16 protein-coding genes are annotated in these 17,900 nt (G+C 30.1%); 6 read left to right on the top strand and 10 right to left on the bottom strand.

Annotated elements, in window-relative coordinates:
- Positions 1 to 20: 20 nt before the first annotated feature.
- Together A7L45_RS07540 and A7L45_RS07535 are read right to left on the bottom strand one after the other, a co-directional pair.
- Complete coding sequence (locus A7L45_RS07540; protein ID WP_071612211.1) at positions 21 to 572, bottom strand: hypothetical protein; 552 nt, start codon at positions 570 to 572, stop codon at positions 21 to 23.
- A 231-nt stretch (positions 573 to 803) separates the two neighbouring features.
- Positions 804 to 3,533: a peptidoglycan D,D-transpeptidase FtsI family protein gene (locus tag A7L45_RS07535; protein ID WP_151553331.1), complete on the bottom strand. Its 2,730-nt coding sequence runs from the start codon at positions 3,531 to 3,533 to the stop codon at positions 804 to 806.
- A gap of 403 nt (positions 3,534 to 3,936) precedes the next feature.
- Here A7L45_RS07535 and A7L45_RS07530 point away from each other — a divergent pair, with 403 nt between their 5' ends.
- Complete coding sequence (locus tag A7L45_RS07530) at positions 3,937 to 4,212, top strand: CD3324 family protein (protein WP_071612209.1); 276 nt, start codon at positions 3,937 to 3,939, stop codon at positions 4,210 to 4,212.
- Positions 4,213 to 4,342: 130 nt separating this feature from the next.
- Here the strand turns inward: A7L45_RS07530 and A7L45_RS07525 are convergent, their stop codons facing one another.
- Positions 4,343 to 4,930 carry a TetR/AcrR family transcriptional regulator gene (locus A7L45_RS07525; protein ID WP_224616724.1) on the bottom strand — a complete coding sequence of 196 codons (588 nt, stop codon included), beginning with the start codon at positions 4,928 to 4,930 and terminating at the stop codon, positions 4,343 to 4,345.
- A gap of 278 nt (positions 4,931 to 5,208) precedes the next feature.
- On the opposite strand from A7L45_RS07525, the gene A7L45_RS07520 reads away from it, so the two are divergent.
- Positions 5,209 to 6,414, top strand: coding sequence for an alpha/beta hydrolase family protein (locus tag A7L45_RS07520; protein WP_071612208.1), 1,206 nt, complete (start codon positions 5,209 to 5,211; stop codon positions 6,412 to 6,414).
- Positions 6,415 to 6,531: 117 nt separating this feature from the next.
- On the opposite strand, the gene A7L45_RS07515 is transcribed toward A7L45_RS07520, so the two are convergent.
- Positions 6,532 to 7,314, bottom strand: a complete 783-nt coding sequence (locus A7L45_RS07515; RefSeq protein WP_071612207.1) for an EFR1 family ferrodoxin — start codon at positions 7,312 to 7,314, stop codon at positions 6,532 to 6,534.
- 517 nt (positions 7,315 to 7,831) lie between these two features.
- Between A7L45_RS07515 and A7L45_RS07510 the strand changes: the two genes are divergently transcribed.
- Positions 7,832 to 8,509, top strand: a complete 678-nt coding sequence (locus A7L45_RS07510; protein ID WP_071612206.1) for an epoxyqueuosine reductase — start codon at positions 7,832 to 7,834, stop codon at positions 8,507 to 8,509.
- Positions 8,510 to 8,716: 207 nt separating this feature from the next.
- On the opposite strand, the gene A7L45_RS07505 is transcribed toward A7L45_RS07510, so the two are convergent.
- The 4 genes from A7L45_RS07505 to A7L45_RS07490 are packed head-to-tail and all read right to left on the bottom strand — an operon-like array spanning position 8,717 to position 12,321.
- A complete protein-coding gene (locus A7L45_RS07505) occupies positions 8,717 to 8,902 on the bottom strand; it encodes a hypothetical protein (RefSeq protein ID WP_071612205.1) in 186 nt (61 codons plus the stop codon).
- Between the two features lie 20 nt (positions 8,903 to 8,922).
- Positions 8,923 to 10,107: an ABC transporter permease gene (locus tag A7L45_RS07500; protein WP_071612204.1), complete on the bottom strand. Its 1,185-nt coding sequence runs from the start codon at positions 10,105 to 10,107 to the stop codon at positions 8,923 to 8,925.
- A gap of 20 nt (positions 10,108 to 10,127) precedes the next feature.
- Positions 10,128 to 11,369, bottom strand: coding sequence for an ABC transporter permease (locus A7L45_RS07495; RefSeq protein ID WP_071612203.1), 1,242 nt, complete (start codon positions 11,367 to 11,369; stop codon positions 10,128 to 10,130).
- A gap of 19 nt (positions 11,370 to 11,388) precedes the next feature.
- Complete coding sequence (locus A7L45_RS07490) at positions 11,389 to 12,321, bottom strand: ABC transporter ATP-binding protein (protein ID WP_071612202.1); 933 nt, start codon at positions 12,319 to 12,321, stop codon at positions 11,389 to 11,391.
- Between the two features lie 163 nt (positions 12,322 to 12,484).
- Between A7L45_RS07490 and A7L45_RS07485 the strand changes: the two genes are divergently transcribed.
- The 3 genes from A7L45_RS07485 to A7L45_RS07475 are packed head-to-tail and all read left to right on the top strand — an operon-like array spanning position 12,485 to position 14,788.
- The gene (locus A7L45_RS07485; protein ID WP_071612201.1) at positions 12,485 to 13,621 is read left to right on the top strand and encodes a sensor histidine kinase; all 1,137 of its coding nucleotides are present in this window, start codon (positions 12,485 to 12,487) and stop codon (positions 13,619 to 13,621) included.
- A 41-nt stretch (positions 13,622 to 13,662) separates the two neighbouring features.
- A complete protein-coding gene (locus A7L45_RS07480; RefSeq protein WP_071612200.1) occupies positions 13,663 to 14,319 on the top strand; it encodes a response regulator transcription factor in 657 nt (218 codons plus the stop codon).
- Positions 14,320 to 14,341: 22 nt separating this feature from the next.
- Positions 14,342 to 14,788, top strand: a complete 447-nt coding sequence (locus tag A7L45_RS07475) for a hypothetical protein (RefSeq protein ID WP_071612199.1) — start codon at positions 14,342 to 14,344, stop codon at positions 14,786 to 14,788.
- An 18-nt stretch (positions 14,789 to 14,806) separates the two neighbouring features.
- Here the strand turns inward: A7L45_RS07475 and A7L45_RS07470 are convergent, their stop codons facing one another.
- Positions 14,807 to 17,050, bottom strand: coding sequence for an ABC transporter permease (locus tag A7L45_RS07470; protein WP_071612198.1), 2,244 nt, complete (start codon positions 17,048 to 17,050; stop codon positions 14,807 to 14,809).
- A complete protein-coding gene (locus A7L45_RS07465) occupies positions 17,050 to 17,748 on the bottom strand; it encodes an ABC transporter ATP-binding protein (protein ID WP_071612197.1) in 699 nt (232 codons plus the stop codon). Before A7L45_RS07465 ends, A7L45_RS07470 begins: the two co-directional genes overlap by 1 nt.
- Between the last annotated feature and the right edge of the window lie 152 nt (positions 17,749 to 17,900).

Raw genomic sequence — 17,900 nt, 5'->3', positions numbered from 1 at the left:
GTTTCTTATAATTATTATTCTTAGAATTCTCTAAAGTCTCTTTCTTTCTCTAATTCATAATCACTCAAATCCTTTTTCCATTTATCTAGGCTATACTTAAAATTACTTTGAAGCTCTTTTTTTAATATTTTATGAAATATAGTTTTTCTAAAAGTATTTTTCTTTCCCCTATTTTCTATATCATTTATTGAGTTTTTAATACTATTCTCCCTATAACACACACTACAAATCTTATCATTTTGAGATACCTGTGCCCTTAATTTTAGTCCTTTTTTGCTTGCAATGCATGTCCTATACTGACCATCCTTAACTGTATAGTGATCGCACTTATTGCTACTAATATATACAGGATATTGTTGTCTATTTTTTATTATAGACTTATAAATATCTCTGCAATAATTAACATTATCTTTCATTGGATGTACTTCAATTGGAATCGACTTTATTTCACCTTCTGTTAAATCTAATGAGCAGATACCATGCCTAGTTTTATAACAGAAATTTTCGTGACAGTTATTAAAATAATACTTTTTTCTTTTAGGATCGAATGCTTCAACGTATAAATCCCCCATGATTATCACCTCAAACTATTTATATGCCTCAAAAACTCTTTTATTCTTTTCTCTGTAAATGTTTTTAAAGTTAATTTTATAGTCTATACCTTCAATAGTTATCAGATACTAATATAAACGATTATGGTGAATAACTTGTAAAAAAGTACGGCATGCTCACGAATACTTAGCACTTTTAACATAATTAATAGCAAGTAACCCCCATATCTAATGATGTGGGAGTTACTATATTTAATTAATCTTTTTTAATTTTATGTCATACTGATTTTGATACTGTTTCATTCGAGGATCATTTTTAAAATAACCCTCATATATACCTCTAGCGACTTTTGCAGCATCAGCACCGTAACCACCATCAAAAATAACCACAGATATTGCGATTTTAGGATTGTCAGCAGGTGCATAACCAACATACCACGCATAATCACCTCTACCAATTTCACTTTGTACTTCAGGTTTTGTAAATTGAGCTGTACCTGTTTTACCACCTGTAGGTATAGGAAAACCTTCAAGTGCTTTTTTCGCTGTACCGTCTGCTCCACCCTCTGCACTTGTAGCATTATTCATGCCTTGCATAACTAGATCTCTAGTTTCGGCACTCATAGAAGCTTTATCCATTATAACAGGTTTCGTTTTAGATATTAATTTTCCATTGGAATCTTTTATGTTATCAACTAAATGAACTTTATATCTTGTCCCACCATTGGCAATGGTTGCTATATAATTTGCCATCTGAAGAGGAGTGAAACTATCCATACCTTGTCCAATAGATGCATTAAATATATTGTGCGGTAAACTCAAAGACCCATGACCTTCCTGAACTGCTCGTTTGCTAATATCATTTATAATCGATTGTAAATTAGAATCAGTGAAGTTCTTTCCTTTATACTTAGGATCTGTAGCAATTAATTGTTTGAATAATCCATTATAATTATTCTTTGAAAAAGTTCCATTTTTTACAGAGTCCTTTATATAATTTTTAATTTGAACTTTTATCTCTGAAAGTTTTTTTCCATCATAAACAATAAGATTATCTCCATCCCTATCATATAAATCTATCTGAGGAAATGTGCCCCCTAATCCATTAGTTAAATCTTCCTCAATAGTATAAATAGCTTGTGATGCTGACAAACTTTTCATAGATGTTGTATTATATACCTGTCCAAAATTTTCATTTAATTCTATTCCAGTACCAGGACTCGTTGATGCAGGATTAGCTCCTAGGCCAAACATCCATGCATATTTAGCTAAAACATCATCACCAAATTTTTCTCTTAATTTCTGACCTACATTCATAAAAAATGGGTTACTGGATCTGCTTATTGCACTTACTACATCTACGACACCGAGTGTACCATCTGATGAGAAAGAGTTCCAATATTTACTACCTTCACTTCCACCTTTGCCCGTCATATCATATCCACCTCTATCATCATAGGTGGAATTAGCATCTATAACTCCAGTTTCAAGCCCAGCAATTGCAGTCATTGGTTTAAATGTGGAACCAGAAGGAATAAGTGACATAGTTGCATAGTTATATAGGTACTTTGGATAATAATCAAATTTATCCATTCTAATGGTTGTATTTCCCTTTATACTTTTGTCTATTGGAAACATATAATCGGTTAAATCTTTTATCCCATCAGCGTTTGCCATTTTTTCATAATCTGGATTAAAATATTTTTGTGATTGAGCCTCAGTTAAGCCTTGCGTTGTAGAAAAATCATTTGGATTATAACCTGGTAGACTTACAAGTGATAGTACTCCACCATTATTAATATCTAGGACAACAGCTGCACCTCTTGTAGCATTTGATACATCCATACTATCAGAACCAGATATTCCTTGAATTTGTAATCTCTTCATTACACTATTTAAAGAGGTTTCTGTAGCATATTGCAAATTTGCATCTAATGTAAGTTGAAGATTTTTTCCGGGAACCGCTTTTTTAGTATGAGCGGTATTTTTAATTATTGCTACAGAATCATCATTTGTATCTTTTTCTCCATTAGTCCCTTTAAGACTACTCTCCATTACGGCTTCAATTCCAGCAGTTCCAACATAATCTACAGTTGTGTCATAATCCTTTGCTTCGTACTTCGCTTTATCAGCAGGGTTTATTTTGCTAATATATCCTAGTACTGATGATGCAAGTTGGTCATAAGGGTATTCCCTCATAGGCTGATTTTCCACTTTAAAACCTTGCAATTCTGAGAGACTTTGCTCAAATATAAGTGAAGTATCTTTCTTTATATTAGTTGCTACATTAATTGATTTATTAGCAGAATAAAAGTTCATTTTGATGCTGTCTTTTACAATTAAGTATCTTCTTATTACATCTGGAGTTGCTTTTATATTCAAACTTTCGATTCCATCTTTTACCTTATAATCAGCAAGAAGTCTATTATATATTTGTTCTGGGGTTAATTTTAAAAGCTCATTATTAAGCATAGTTTTCTCAGAGTTGCTTAATTCTCCTTCTTTTCTGTTTTTAAAATTTACTTTTAATATATTATCTTGGAAGTGCCTATTTTTTAAAAACATTAACAACATGGCTTGTTTTACTTTAGCGTCTCTTGAAGTAAATTCAAATCTGTATGGATTAATCTTTAATTCAAAACTGTCTGTCTGAACTTCTTTATTATCATCTAAAATTTTAAATACTTTTTGTAGTGTTGTAAATAGTTGTTTGTTATCCTTACTTTTATCAGTTGTACTTGTATATGTAAGGTTATAACCCGGTACTTCAGTCGCAAGTTTTATTCCGTTTTTATCTGTTATGAGTCCTCTTGGTGCCGCTACTGTTACAAGCTTTGCAGAATTAACAGTTTCAGCCTCCGCTTTGTAATAATCTCCTTTGAAAATTTGTAAATAATATAACTTTGCACCTATTGCTAAAAATATAGCTAGCATAATTATATAAAGAATATTATACCTATTAAATTCCTTCTTTTTTCCCATTTCGTTCTTCCTCACTATACTTTTTATTTACAAATTAATTAATTAACAACAAACCTATTATTAAGTAATTTGTTCTTATACTCCTAGCTTACATTAAATTTGAATTAATTACAATAAATGTGGCATGAAACAGCAATTTTTTAGCATAAAAAGATTATAATGCCTTTTACATAAAAAGCTTCAAAGTTAAACTTAGTGTAATTTTCTATTTATTAAATAGCTAGTGTTGGAATTTGTGGTAATATAAGTATGATATTATAATTTGCAAGATCATGTAAAAGGAGGTTTGAAGTATATGCTTAATCCAATCGTTATTGTTGCATAGCAAAGGCTATTGCAACAAGCAATTAAAACTATAGCCTTTGCTATTCCTAATAGAAACAAAACCTTTAGGAGGGCAAAAATGAGCTATAACAAAGTAATTTATATACTACCTAATGATTTGATTGAAAAGGTGCAGGAATATGTAGATGGTGAATTTATTTATATTCCAAGAAAATCAAGCAATAAAAAGGAATGGGGAGCGGGGACATCTATCCGCCAAGAATTATATACACGCAATACACAGATTTATGAAGACTATTTTGCGGGTCATAGTTCCCAAGATTTATCTAAAAAATATTTTTTATCCTTGAAAAGTATACAAAGGATAATAAGGCAGCAAAAAAATATTGATTAACTATAAAATGAGCCAATGCAGCTTTTTTACTGTATTGGCACATTTTTTTTATTAACTGTCTTTAAGGTTTAGCTTTATATTCTCAAATGGTACAATTTTAGTAGAAAATATATTAAATTAATTCATGCTATTATTCAAATAAATACTTATTTAATGCTTCAATTCCAGCTTGCAATATTCTATCAGGCTCTATATCTTTTTTATCAAAAACAATTCTATTTACAATCGAATCAATAATATCATATGCAATAATAGCTGCTGCATCTATGTCATCTACTTTAACATCGCTTTTGTACTTTTTCAAAAAATCAATAATAAATCGTTTTATTTTATTATGTTGCTCATCAAGTACAGAAGCTACTGTGGAATTTGAATTGTAGAGCGTACTAAGTTCTTTATTAAGATCTTTTGAGGCTTCGTGAATATCTATCAACTTATTTATGATAGAAAATAGCCACCCTTTTTTATCTTTTTTATACTGCTCTAACATGTCTGATATTTGATTAGTTACTTGTAAAAAGTCCCTATTATATAAATCTAATATTTCCAAAAATACTACATCCTTATTCTTAAAATAAGAATAAAAACAACCTATTGAAACACCAGCAGTTTTTGCAATTTGAATAGAAGTAGTTTTGTAATACCCCTTTTCGCAGAAGAGCTTATAAGCGGTCTCTGATATTTTTTCTTTTGTATTAAAAGCTCTGGTTTGTTTCAAATTTCTAGAATTTCTCCTGTTTTCCACAAATATTTTCATTCCTTTCGTACTAGTACTGTTTATTGTGTTAAGTTATTTAATTATTAATTAGCGATTCCTTTTCAATAACAAGTATTAATCAAATAATTAGTTTAGTATAGTTATCATTTTATAGTATAAATTTTTTTTGTCAATAGAAAGTGAATGATTGTTCGTTTTTTATTGACAATGATTTAATGCAAGACTATAATCAATAAAGCGAATAGTTATTCGACTTTTGACTATAAAGGAGAAAGAAAATGAAAAATTTAATTTTTAATGACGACCAATTTGCATTTCAACTAATAAGATTACTTGGAGAATCAACTTTTGGAGCTTCTGACATCGGAGAAGTTATTTCTACTGCTGAAAGAATAAAAGAAGGAGATTATAAAAACTGGTGTGATGAATGGAGCAATACAGCACAAAGGCTTCATAAAATTGCTGATGACTGCTACTTAAAAGAGCATATGGTTAGCGCTAAAAAAGCCTATCTTAGAGCCTCTAACTATTACAGAACAGCTGAATTCTATATGCACGAAAATCCAAATGATTCTAAAATAAATGAACTATATGAGTTAAGTCTTGAATGTTTTTCGTATGTTATGAAGCTTAATACTCCATTTATTGAAAGAGTAGAAATTCAATATGAGGGTACAACACTTCCAGGTCACTATTACAGATTAGAAAATTCAAATGAGCCAAAACCTGTATTAATTGCTATGACTGGTTTTGATGGTACAAAGGAAGAATTCTATGGATTAGCCATGACAGCACTGGAACATGGAATGAATTGTTTAACTATTGAGGGACCAGGACAGGGTGAGGTTGCTAGAAAACAGAACTTATTTTTCAGACACGATTATGAGAAAGTAGTTATCCCCGTTGTAGACTATTTGATTTCAAGGTCAGAAACAGACCCAGATAAAATTGTTTTATGGGGAGAAAGCCTAGGCGGTTATCTTGCTCCAAGAGCTGCTGCTTTTGAACACCGTATTGCAGCCTGCATTGCAAATGGAGGAGTATATGATTTTTTAGGAGGTTATGTACATGGTACAGATACCACAAGAGAAGAACTTGTAAACTTTGCACATTCTAATCCTGATAAACTTAATAAATCTTTGTATGATGAAATGAAGACTAATTCAAAATCGAGATGGGCTATTTCACATGGAATGTATGTATTTGGAGCTGACAATCCAGCTGAATTGGTTTTAAAGGGTGATAAATTCTATCTAAAAGGAATAGCAGAAAAAATCAAGTGCCCTACGCTGGTTCTCGATGCCGAAAATGATGGATTACTTGGAGGACAAGCAAAACCTTTGTATGAAAACCTTCTATGTAAAAAAGACTACATGATGTTTACCTCTGAAGAAGGAGCTGAATTTCACTGCCAGGTTGGAGCTAAACTGATTGGAAATGAGCGTATTTTTAGTTGGATTGAAACAATTCTTAAAAACATCTAAGATAATTAGTCATTCTACAAGCTAGGTTAATTTCCTTAACTACAAATTAAGGAAAGGCTAAATTATGGATATAGAATCCACTTAGTAGCCTTTCCTTATAAGTCATAAAATGTTATCTTAAAAGTCATTAACTTTAATAAAGGGGTTTTTATATCGTTTTTTTCCTATAGTACCTTTGCCAAATTGTATCGCATCTTTTGGACAATAGCTTAAACACCTAAAGCACATTTCACAATTATGTGTCCAGATAGGTTTGCCATTTTTCAATATAACATTTTGAACTGGGCATATTTTTTCACATAGCCCACATGAAATACAATTTTTATCAACCACAAAAATCTTATCCAGTTTAGGAATAAATGGTGAAATAATTCTATAAAAAATACTTGTCTTTAGAATACACTCCTTAAATGTACCTCGTTCTATTTTAGCAATCTCATTATTTTTTATTAATAAAGCAATTTCACTTAATTTTTTTTCTGCAACTATAAATAAAGACTTCTGATCTTTAATAGAATCTGCACTATGTTTAGGTGTAAAATTTGAAGGCAGTTTCAGTGAAAAACCTAACGAAAGCTTAAATCCCCTTGATGATAGTTTATTAGACAATACTAATAAGGAACCAGCTACTTTTCCTCCATTAGTTGCTACTGCAAAAAAGAACTTATCTTTATTCTTATGTGAAATTACCTTTATAAATTTAGATACTATTTTAGGAATCCCCCACATATATACTGGATAAACAATTCCAATTCTCTCAGATGAAATTAGAATTTCTCCATTTTTTTTCAAAAAACTAGTAATCGAAACAATAGTTGAATCACCTAATTTTATAGCTAAGTCTTGAGCTACTTTTAATGAATTTCCTGTTCCAGTGAAATAAAAGATAGTATTTTTCATAATAAAAATTCCCCCCATTAATAATTTGACATTTCCACTTTACGATAATTTTTAAAGTGGTAATTTTTAAAAACTAAATACATCATTATTATCATTTCCCTTTTAATATAAATTGTGAATGATCATTCGCATTTCATATTATAAAGAGCGCTGTACATAATGTCAATAGTAAATCGAATAATTATTCGCATTTTCTCGACAAATATGTTTTCATCCTATAAACTACTAATTAACTAAGCAATAAAAAGGAATGGGGACCAGGGACCTCTATCCGTTTTCTTATTGTATTGGCTCATTTTTTTTTATTAACTGTCTTTAAGGTTTAGCTTTATATTCTCTAATGGTACAATTTTAGTAGAAAATATATTAAATTAGGAGGACTTATGATGAAAAAAGTTTGTAACAATCCACCTGTTATCTTTCCTATTAATTTCTAATAGGAAGGAGGAATTCCATGCAAAAGTTAACCTGGGATATACAGTATCTATCATCACTTTATATTTAGGAGGAGCATATAATGAGTGAGTTAATTTCTGCCTTAAATCGTCGTGGTGTTAATTTTATCAAGACAGTTGATATATCAATGCTCTCGGTAAAAGAAAATAGAGGTTACAGCGTTGCTATTTTGATAGGAATAGTTCTAAGCGAAGGTTATATTTTTCGTCTATCAAAAGGAAACATAGCAGACCATTCTGAGTTCGGGGGAAAAGAACACCTTGTTAATGAACTTGCAGACTGGACGGCTGATTTCATTATTACAAAAGGATACAAAGCCTTTGCACAATCAGAAAAAAATCTACTAAATGGATTTTATGATGAAACTACGAAAACCACTCCACTTCCACATAAAAAGATTGCCATATTGGCTGGATTAGGCTGGATTGGGAAAAGTAATTTGTTAGTTACCAAACAATACGGAAGTGCGTTGTGTATGTGTACCATTTTGACAAATGCACCGTTACCTATTGAAAATCGGTCAATAATAATGCCTAAATGTGGAGAATGTACTGTATGTAAGGATATATGTCCTACGGGTGCTATCCATGGTTCTACATGGGAACCAGGTATGAATAGAGATTCTATAGTTAATGTTTACCACTGTAATGGCTGCTTAAAATGTTTAGTAAATTGTCCATGGACGCAAAAGTATATAGACAATAATATTGATAAACAAAATGAGTGTAGGAAAGGTTGATTAATTAATTCACCACCTTCGAATATGTCGTTACAAGTAAACCCATATCATTATATTAGATATGAGTTTACTTTATTAAGTGTGTATTGATATTCTGAATATAATACAATTCCAATTGAGTTACATAATCATCCTAAAATGCAGTCTTTAATATCTGTTGTTTAATATATTTGTGTTTTTCTATAACTTATTGCTCTCAAAGATAAATTATTTCAAAATATCAAATATTGCTGGTATACCATTAATGATTAGCATTATTCCAACAACCCTTATAGGTAATCTTGATAAAGTACCATCCTTTTTAAATAGAAACACTGCTATTTTTCCTATAAACACATTTAATATTATTCCTAAAATCACTGCTGCTATCAACATTATCAATTTTAGATTCATAGTAATCACTCCTGTTTTTGTTATTTTAAAAAGCTTTTTTCAGCTTTCATATTAATATTTGTTAATATTGTTGATACTAATAGCCCTAATATGCCAATAGAAAGTAATATTACTATACTATTTATTTCTAAACTTAGAGGTGAATTGTTAAAAATCACATCTTTTAGTGCCTTTATCCCCCAATTTTCAGGCATGCATCTTGATATAATTTGAAGTGGTTTTGGGGCTGTTAGTTCATCCATAGAAAAAAAGCTTCCTCCAAGCATACCGGTTATTACCATTAGTACTGACCCCAATATAGTAAATGTCTGATGTTTTTTTACAAAAGGAACAAATATCATTATTATTCCAACCACAGCAAACAGGTATATTGCAAATATAGATGCCTCTGGAAAAATATTATTAACTATACTTGCCTTTAAAGCATATTTCCCCACTAAAAGTATTGCTGCTATAACTGTAAGCCCTAGTATATAAGTAGCTATGATTTTGCTTATCAAATATTTCAAGTAACTTGTTGGCATCCCTTTTATTCTATTAAAAGTGTTATTTTCTCTTTCTTCTATTAAAGTTCTAAAACCTTGAACTACAACAAACCATATAAACATTACTAAAAACCCAATTAATCTTTCAGTAGTCTTATCTTCTGTTTTTTGACTTGTGTTTATCTCTTTATAAAAGCTTGATATACTATTATCACTGTTTACTTTGTTAATAAGTTTTTTTGATATTTCATCATTATTAACCTTAAGAACATTCGAAATATTTTTTGAATCTATAGTAATCTTTTGTAAAGCATTTTCTTCAGATAAAATAGTGATAGAAAGATTTTGTCCATCAGGATTATCATAATTTTCAATAAGTTTAACATCGTTTAATGCTTTGCCATTTTTTAAGCTTCTTTCAAATCCCGCATCTATTACTGCGCCATTATTAATATCACCATTATCAATTTTATTTTTTATATCCTTTTCCGCTAGTATAGTTACACTTAAATCTTCGTGCTTTTCTATCATAGCTATTAACTGCTTAGATGCTTTACTCTTATCATTATCCGCTAAATATACATTTGTTTTACTACTATTACTAATTGAAATTGAAAATAACCAAGTAAGTAATATCGGTGCTGCAATCATAATGAAAATTGACATTCTATTATTAAAAAGAAGTTTTAGTTGGTTTTTTATCATAATTAATATCTGCATAGTTTTCTCTCCTTTCAAAATTATCCTTTAGATGTATTATCTTTTACTAAAAGATTATTTTTCCCTTTATTAAGTAGTATTAAAGCCATTATCAAAAACACTGCAGCTATTGCTAAAAGCTCTACAAGATCCATATAAATATCTCCTATTCCCTTACCTTCACAAATTGCTAAATAGCAGTTTATTGCTTTTCCGTTTGGTATTATCTTCTGGATCATTTGGAGGTTATTTGGAAAATTACTTTTATTTATAAGGCTTCCACCAAGGAAACTGAATCCCCACAAAATTGGTGTAGCAAAAGTTGAAATTTCCATATGATTTTTTGCTGTTATCCCCGCACAAAATACAATCATTCCAATAGTTAAAGCATAAACTGCTGTTACTAATAAAATGTAAAATATATTTCCGAAGCTCTCTCTAAAAACAATTCCACCTATTGTAATTACTGTGATCATCTGAACCATTATTGCAAATACAACTCCAATTACTTTACCAAACACATATTGGAAATTTGCTGTAGGTGTGGATTTTATCCTATTCATGGTGTTATTTAACTTATCATTAACTATGCTATGTGCTAATTCAAAGGCTGTTAGAATGGAGAACATTACTACCATTCCAATAAGCATATATTGCATCACATCTATAGGTTTTGCATTCTTTCTTGTAGCTATCTTTGAGATTTCAGAAGAATTAGCACTTGTATTTTGTATATTACTAATCAACTTATTTACATCTACTGCCCTTACCTTTGATTTATTTAAAGCCATATCCTCTATAACCTCATTTTGCTCAACTCTCTTTATAGAAATATTTTTATCAAAACTATTTAAAATGGTTTTCACTATTGAAACATCATCTAATTTGTTGTTATCTCCTATAACAGAAATGTTTATCTTAGAATTATTTATATAGTTTTTAGTAAAATCTTTTGGCACATAAACTAAAGCTACGTAAGTTCCATTACTTACTAATTTTTTACCTTCCGCATAACTTTTCACCGATTTTAAATTTATTACTCCCTTTACATCCTTACTTTTTAATACATCATCCCTTAAAATATTGGAAAGGTTTAAACTTTGAAATGATGAATCATCGCTGTAATATCCTACATTAAATGCTTTTAGTGTAACTTGACTACTATTAAGCGATCCAATTATTAACACAAGTACAATTGGAAATAATACCAATTTAAAATAAAATACCTTAGATTTTAATAACAGCTTAGTGTCTAGTAAAAACAAATAGACTAGTTTATTCATGGATTTGTCACCTTCCTTATTATTCTCTTAAAGATTTTCCTGTTACCTTAAGAAAAATACTTTCTAAGTTTACTTCGTCGTATTTGAAACCAGTTAATTTTATTCCGAGATTTCTTATATCCTCAACAATATCTATAATATTTTTTTCATTTGGATTTACTAACATAGCTATTTCATTTTTGTTAATTCTAACTTCTTCTGTTCCAGCAATATTTTTAACTTTTTCTAAAGAATCCTTATCCGCTTTGCTGTAAGTAATTGTTAACGTATCTTTTACTTTAAGCTTTTCCTTTAGCTCCTCTTTAGTTCCTAGCGCTATTAGCTTTCCATGATCTACAATAGCAACTCTTTTGCAAAGATACTCAACCTCTTCCATATAATGACTAGTATAAATTACTGTCATGCCTCTCTCTTTATTTAATCTTTTTATTGTTTCAAGAATATGATTTCTAGACTGTGGATCTATTCCAACTGTTGGTTCATCTAATATTAAAAGCTTTGGGTTGTTCATTAATGCAATACCAATATTAACTCTTCTCTTCATTCCTCCTGAAAATTCCGAAACTGCTTGGTCTTTCTTATCTTTTAGTTCTATAATATCTAGCACCTCAGACGTTCTGTCTTTTAGTTTTTTTCCTTTTAAGCCATATAAACATCCAAAGAACTCTAGATTATCTTTTGCACTCAAGGCTTCGTATAAAGCTATATCCTGAGGTACTATTCCCATTATCTTTTTTATTTCCATAGGTTTTTCTCTTAATGATTTGTTATCAACTCTTATGTCACCTCTTGTAGGTGGACTAACCGTACTTATCATAGAAACAATAGTGGATTTCCCTGCTCCATTTGGTCCCAAAAGCCCAAATATTTCACCTTGTTCTACTTTAAAAGAAATATTATCAATTGCTGTAAATTCACCATATTTTTTTGTTAAATTTATTAATTCAAGCATTTCTTTGCCCCCTATTTCTTACTATGCTCATATTGTACTTTTTATAAGGTCTTTTGAATATCTACTAAAGTAATCATATGGTATAGTACTTTAGTCATGAGTTTATCTACGGATATACGGAACTATGATATAATAAAGAAAAATATGATTGAAGGTATGCATTATGGATTTTCTTTTATCTGGAAAAAATAGATTTCTAGCCTTGAAAATTTTACAAATTATTGTTATCATAACGCTTTTTAACAGTACACTACAAAGTCAATTTCAAATAATTACTATATTCTTAATTGTTTTTTTAGCTATAAATGATTATGTTAGAATAAATTCTAATGAGTTTGTAAAATATATTTCTTATATTTTAAGCAATCTAATAATATGTTACCTTGCCTATAAAACTAAAACTGATACTATAACATACAGTTCTCTTTTGACCGTAGAACTGATTATACCTATCAAAAAAATTTATAAAAGCTTGTTTATTATTAATTTTGTTAGCTTTGTTTTTTTAAGTGCAATATTATATTCAAACATATTGTTTTATAATTTTGAAATCATATTGCGGAATTATGCTATAAACCTTATAGTTTGTTTTTTAATTAAAAATATAATTATAGAAAAAGTTAAAAAAGAAAAGCTTAATGAGGAGCTTGAGAAAACTAATTTAACATTAATACAATATTCAAAAAAAATAGAGGACCTTACTATTACAAAAGAAAGGACTAGAATTGCCCAAGAGCTTCACGATTCCATGGGTCATTCACTTGTAGCCTTAAGTATGAATTTAGAATATGCAGAAAATATTGCTACTATAAACCCAGAAAAGGCTAAAATAGCTATGCAAGACTGTTATTCTCTTTCTAAAGAGTGCATGAAAAGTTTAAGGGGAGCAGTTAGTGTACTTAAAGAAAATAGTACCCTTAGCCTAAGAAAGGATATTAATCAAATTTTTCTTAAATTTAAACAAACAGACAAATATGAGTTTAATTTAGATTTTGATGAAAACGTAGAGAAGGTAAGTAGTGGGATTAAAACTTGTATTTATAAAACTTTAAGAGAAGCAATTACTAACGGGATAAAACATGGCAATGCTACATCCTTTAGTATTCATATTAGTAAATCATCAAATAGCATCATTTTCAAAATAGAAAATAATGGTGTAGGTTGCAAAAAAATAATACGTTCTAATGGTATTATGGGTATGGAAGAAAGAGTGCATTTGCTTAATGGTGAAATCATCTTTAAGTCTGAGGATCTAGTTGGCTTTACAATAGAAGGCAAAATCCCTGAAAATATATTGTAGATATAAAAAGTATTTTAAATTATAGATAGGAAGTGAAATTGATGATTGATTTAGTTATTGTAGATGATCAAGAAATTGTACGGGAAGGCTTAAAAAGAATTTTAAGTTTGAACGAGGAAATAAATTGTATAGGTGAAGCTTATAATGGCAAACAATTAATTGAGCTACTAAAAAAACTTTCTCCACAAGTAATATTAATGGACATAAGGATGCCCATTATGGATGGCATAGAGGCAACAAAATTTGTTAAAGAAAATCACCCAAACATAAAGGTTATTATATTAACTACATTCGACGAAGACGATTATATTTTTCAGGGACTAAAATATGGCGCTGACGGGTACATTCTTAAAGATTCCGGTTCAAAAGAAATAATAAATTCTATTAAAGCTGCTTTAGAAGGAAGTATCTTTTTAAATCCCAAAATCACTGAAAAAGTTGTTAAAGCTTTAAACTCTAGACCCATTGAAAATTCTGCCCAAAAGAAAAATGATGAAAAAGAGAAATTGCTACAAATATTAACTCCCCGTGAATTCGACGTGGCAAAACATATAATTGATGGGAAAAGCAACAAATCTATAAGTGAAGCTTTATTTGTTACTGAAGGCACTGTGAAAAATTATGTGTCTAAAATACTAGAAAAACTGCAGGTAAATAACAGAACGGAGCTTGTGATTTATTTGCAGAAAGTATTTTAACTTTAAAATATGGAGGGATGTTATGAAAGATAAATCTTGGTTAAAGTATTTTTTTATAATCCTAATAATACTTTTTATTGTATTTAGTGGGCAGCACCTTCTTGATGGTATTAATAGAAATGCACAGGAAACCTATAATACTCATCCTTATCTTCAAAATATTTTAATGATTATTTTTTATGGAGCAATAGGTTTGCTCCTGGGTTTAGAACATTTAATCCATGAAATAAAAAAAGAAGGAACATGGATAATGAATGTCCCTAAATTCTTATTACTTGGGCTTCCCTCATTGTATTTTTCACTTGCTGTTTTCATATACTATAGTAGTAATCAATTAGTACGAAATATATTAGCATATCCTATTGGTATTTTATTAACTAGTAATCAAAGCTTTATATGGGTATTCCCATTAATACTTGGATATTCAATTATTACGAGTTTTTATAAAAAAATAGACGGTAGTAAATAGAACACCCCAACTTGTTTATTACTCTAATCTAGACTTTAAAACCTCTGTCATAGAAATCTTGTTAAGCTTTTTCTTACTTAAAGCCTTTGATAATTCATAAGTAATATAAATAATCACAAACCCAATAATAAGATAACTATAACTTATTGTTACTGGAAGTGATAGGCTCATCTCCTTAGTTAAAGATTTAAACATTGCCCCTAATAATGCTAGAAGGATTGGTACTCCTAAAATATAACCTAGTATTACTAAAACAGCTGAACTATTCAAAATCATTGAATATACTTCTTTCTTCCTATACCCTAAAACTTTCATAAGAGATATGTTTTCCTTATTCTCGTCTATAATCATTGAAGTTACAACATATATGACTATGAGTCCAATAAGAAAGGACATAAAGGCCATAGTACCTACCATTGTTTGGATTGGCGCTGTCATTGCATTAAATGCATTTTTTATATCAGCTTTAGTTACAGTAGTTAATAATTGGTTTTCAGGGATATTAAGTTTTGAATTACTCCATAGTCCCATATAACTACCAGATGGATAACTCATCATTTTATTAAACTTTGGCATTGGGATATAAATGTAGTTTCCAACATAAGACTTAGCAATGCTATCCACAGTAATGCTGTACAACTTAGAATCAAGTGTATTAATAACTTTAATAGTATCACCAGGATTCACCTTAAGTTTGTCTGCAAGTGAACTAGTAATAATACTTTTATCTGTACTTAATATTTTACCTGATTTATCTTTAAAGACAACATATTTTGAACTTGGACTTACTCCATATGCTACTATATTGATTTTACTATCTGACTTTAGTGTGAATGGCGACTCCGAAAAAGCCTCGCCACCCGTTGGATTACCCTTCTTAATAGAATTAAAAACATAGCTATAATTATATTTAAAGGATGCATCAAAACCATCCTTCATTAAACTCTCTAAGGAACTCTTTGCTGCGAATCCAAAGAGTAGTAATACAGTTGCAAGTGAAACTCCAAGCAATAGAAATACACTCCTTGGTATACTTCTAAGCTGCTCTCTTACCTTAAACTTGGTAGAAAATCTTAGTTTATCTAGCTTTAAATTTTTCTCTATAAATCCAACCTTATTATTCTCTTTCCCACCGCGCATAAGTTCTAGTGGAGAACTCTTAAGAGATTTGTTAACCACAAGATATCCTGCAGCGCTTAGAAAAACAACAGGCATAAGTATACTTGTAAGCAAATACTTTATATCAAAGTTTACAGTACCAACCGGCATATTAAAATACGATACCATAACATTTATCATAGGCTTTAAAGCAAGGATACCAAGTATAGTCCCAATTATTCCTCCAGTTAAAGCAATTATTATGGGATATCTTAAATAGTGATTTTGAATTTGCTTTTTCTTGTAACCAAAGGCATAAAGAGTTCCAATGATTACAGCTTCTCTCTTAATCATTCTCCACATAACAATTCCCGTTAATATGCATGTAAGTAAAAGTATAGCCACAGGCATAGAAGAACTTATCTGATTAATACCACTTATCTTTGTTGTTACAAAGGTTATTCTTGAATTTGCCCAAGCATCCATCCAGCTAATAATTGTAATATCTTCATTATTCAAATAATCTTTAAACGCAGTTGTTCTTTTTTCTATATCTCTTCTATCCCCATTAAACCTAATCGAGTAAAAAACATTTCCTTTTTTCATAACACTTAAATCTACTTTTGACATTACTGCAATTCCAAAGTTATTAGGATCAGTTAATATGTCACTGGCTTCTTTAAGTGGATATATATAACTCGGAAGCGACATAAAACCAGCTATCTTAAAACTCTTATCATAAACTTTAAAGCTATCTCCGACTTCTAACTTATTTGCTTTTGCATAGGCTGGGTCAATGAGAATATCATTGCCACTTAAGGCTTTACCCTTTATTATTGCAGGTATATTTACCTTTGAATTCTCTGAAAATATTCTTATTACTTTGTCCTTAGTAACCGGATAATCAAAGGTGTTACCCTCTTCCATTTTCATGTTGAATTTTGATTCTATTTCTGATATATTACTTAGTTTCTTATCCGCCATAAAGCTTGAATCTTCTTGTTTGTAATTTTTCCCAAAAGTTGAAGTTATATTTGTTAGGTTCCCTGAGAGTAATTTAAACATGGTAAATAAAAGACAACTTATAATAATGAGTGCTAAGGATCCAAAATATTGTGACTTATTCTCCATCATGGTTCTCTTTATTTTTTTATTAATAACCATTACCACTCAATCCTTTCTGCAGGCATTGTAGTTTCATTGATTTGGCACTCTACGATTTCCCCGCCACGTACTTTGTAAACCCTATTCGCCATTGCACTTATAGCTGTATTATGAGTTATCATAAGTATGGTTGTTCCAAAGTCCTTATTAATTTTTTGCAAAAGTTTTAATATTTCTCTTGAAGTTATAAAGTCTAGGGCTCCTGTAGGCTCGTCACATAATAAAAGCTTAGGATTTTTAACTACCGCTCTTGCTATTGAGACTCTCTGCTGCTCTCCACCACTCAATTCCTTTGGAAATCTATACTTCTTATCCAGCATTCCAACTGAACTTAGTACCTCATCAATTTCAAGTGGAGACCTACTAATGTTTGAAACTACTTCAATATTTTCGCCTACTGTTAGGTTAGGTATAAGATTATAAAATTGAAATATAAAGCCTATCTTATCCCGTCTGTAGTCTGTAAGTTTATTATCCGAGAGCTCCGTAACTACTGTATTCTCCACCTTTACTAGGCCAGAATCACATCTATCTATTCCACCTATGATATTAAGTAAAGTTGATTTACCAGAACCAGATGGCCCGAGTATTACACCAATCTCTCCAGTATCCAGAACCATTCCTACACCCTTTAACACCTCAGTTCTTATCTCTCCAGTCGTATAACTCTTTTTTAAATTTTCTACTTTAATAAACATATATTTGCCTCCTTGTATTCTTTATAAACAAATAATTATTCCGAGCCTCACTAAATATATTATACCCTAATTGTTTAGTATTGCTGCTAAAATAACCCCAATCAAAAAAATTGCCTCAAAATAGAAATTACTCTCTATTTTGAGACAAAATA

Origin of the sequence: Clostridium estertheticum subsp. estertheticum, from assembly GCF_001877035.1 — a bacterium.
GTDB lineage: Bacteria > Bacillota > Clostridia > Clostridiales > Clostridiaceae > Clostridium_AD > Clostridium_AD estertheticum.
Note: the sequence above shows the minus strand (reverse complement) of the source record. Positions and strands in the feature narration are given on the sequence as shown.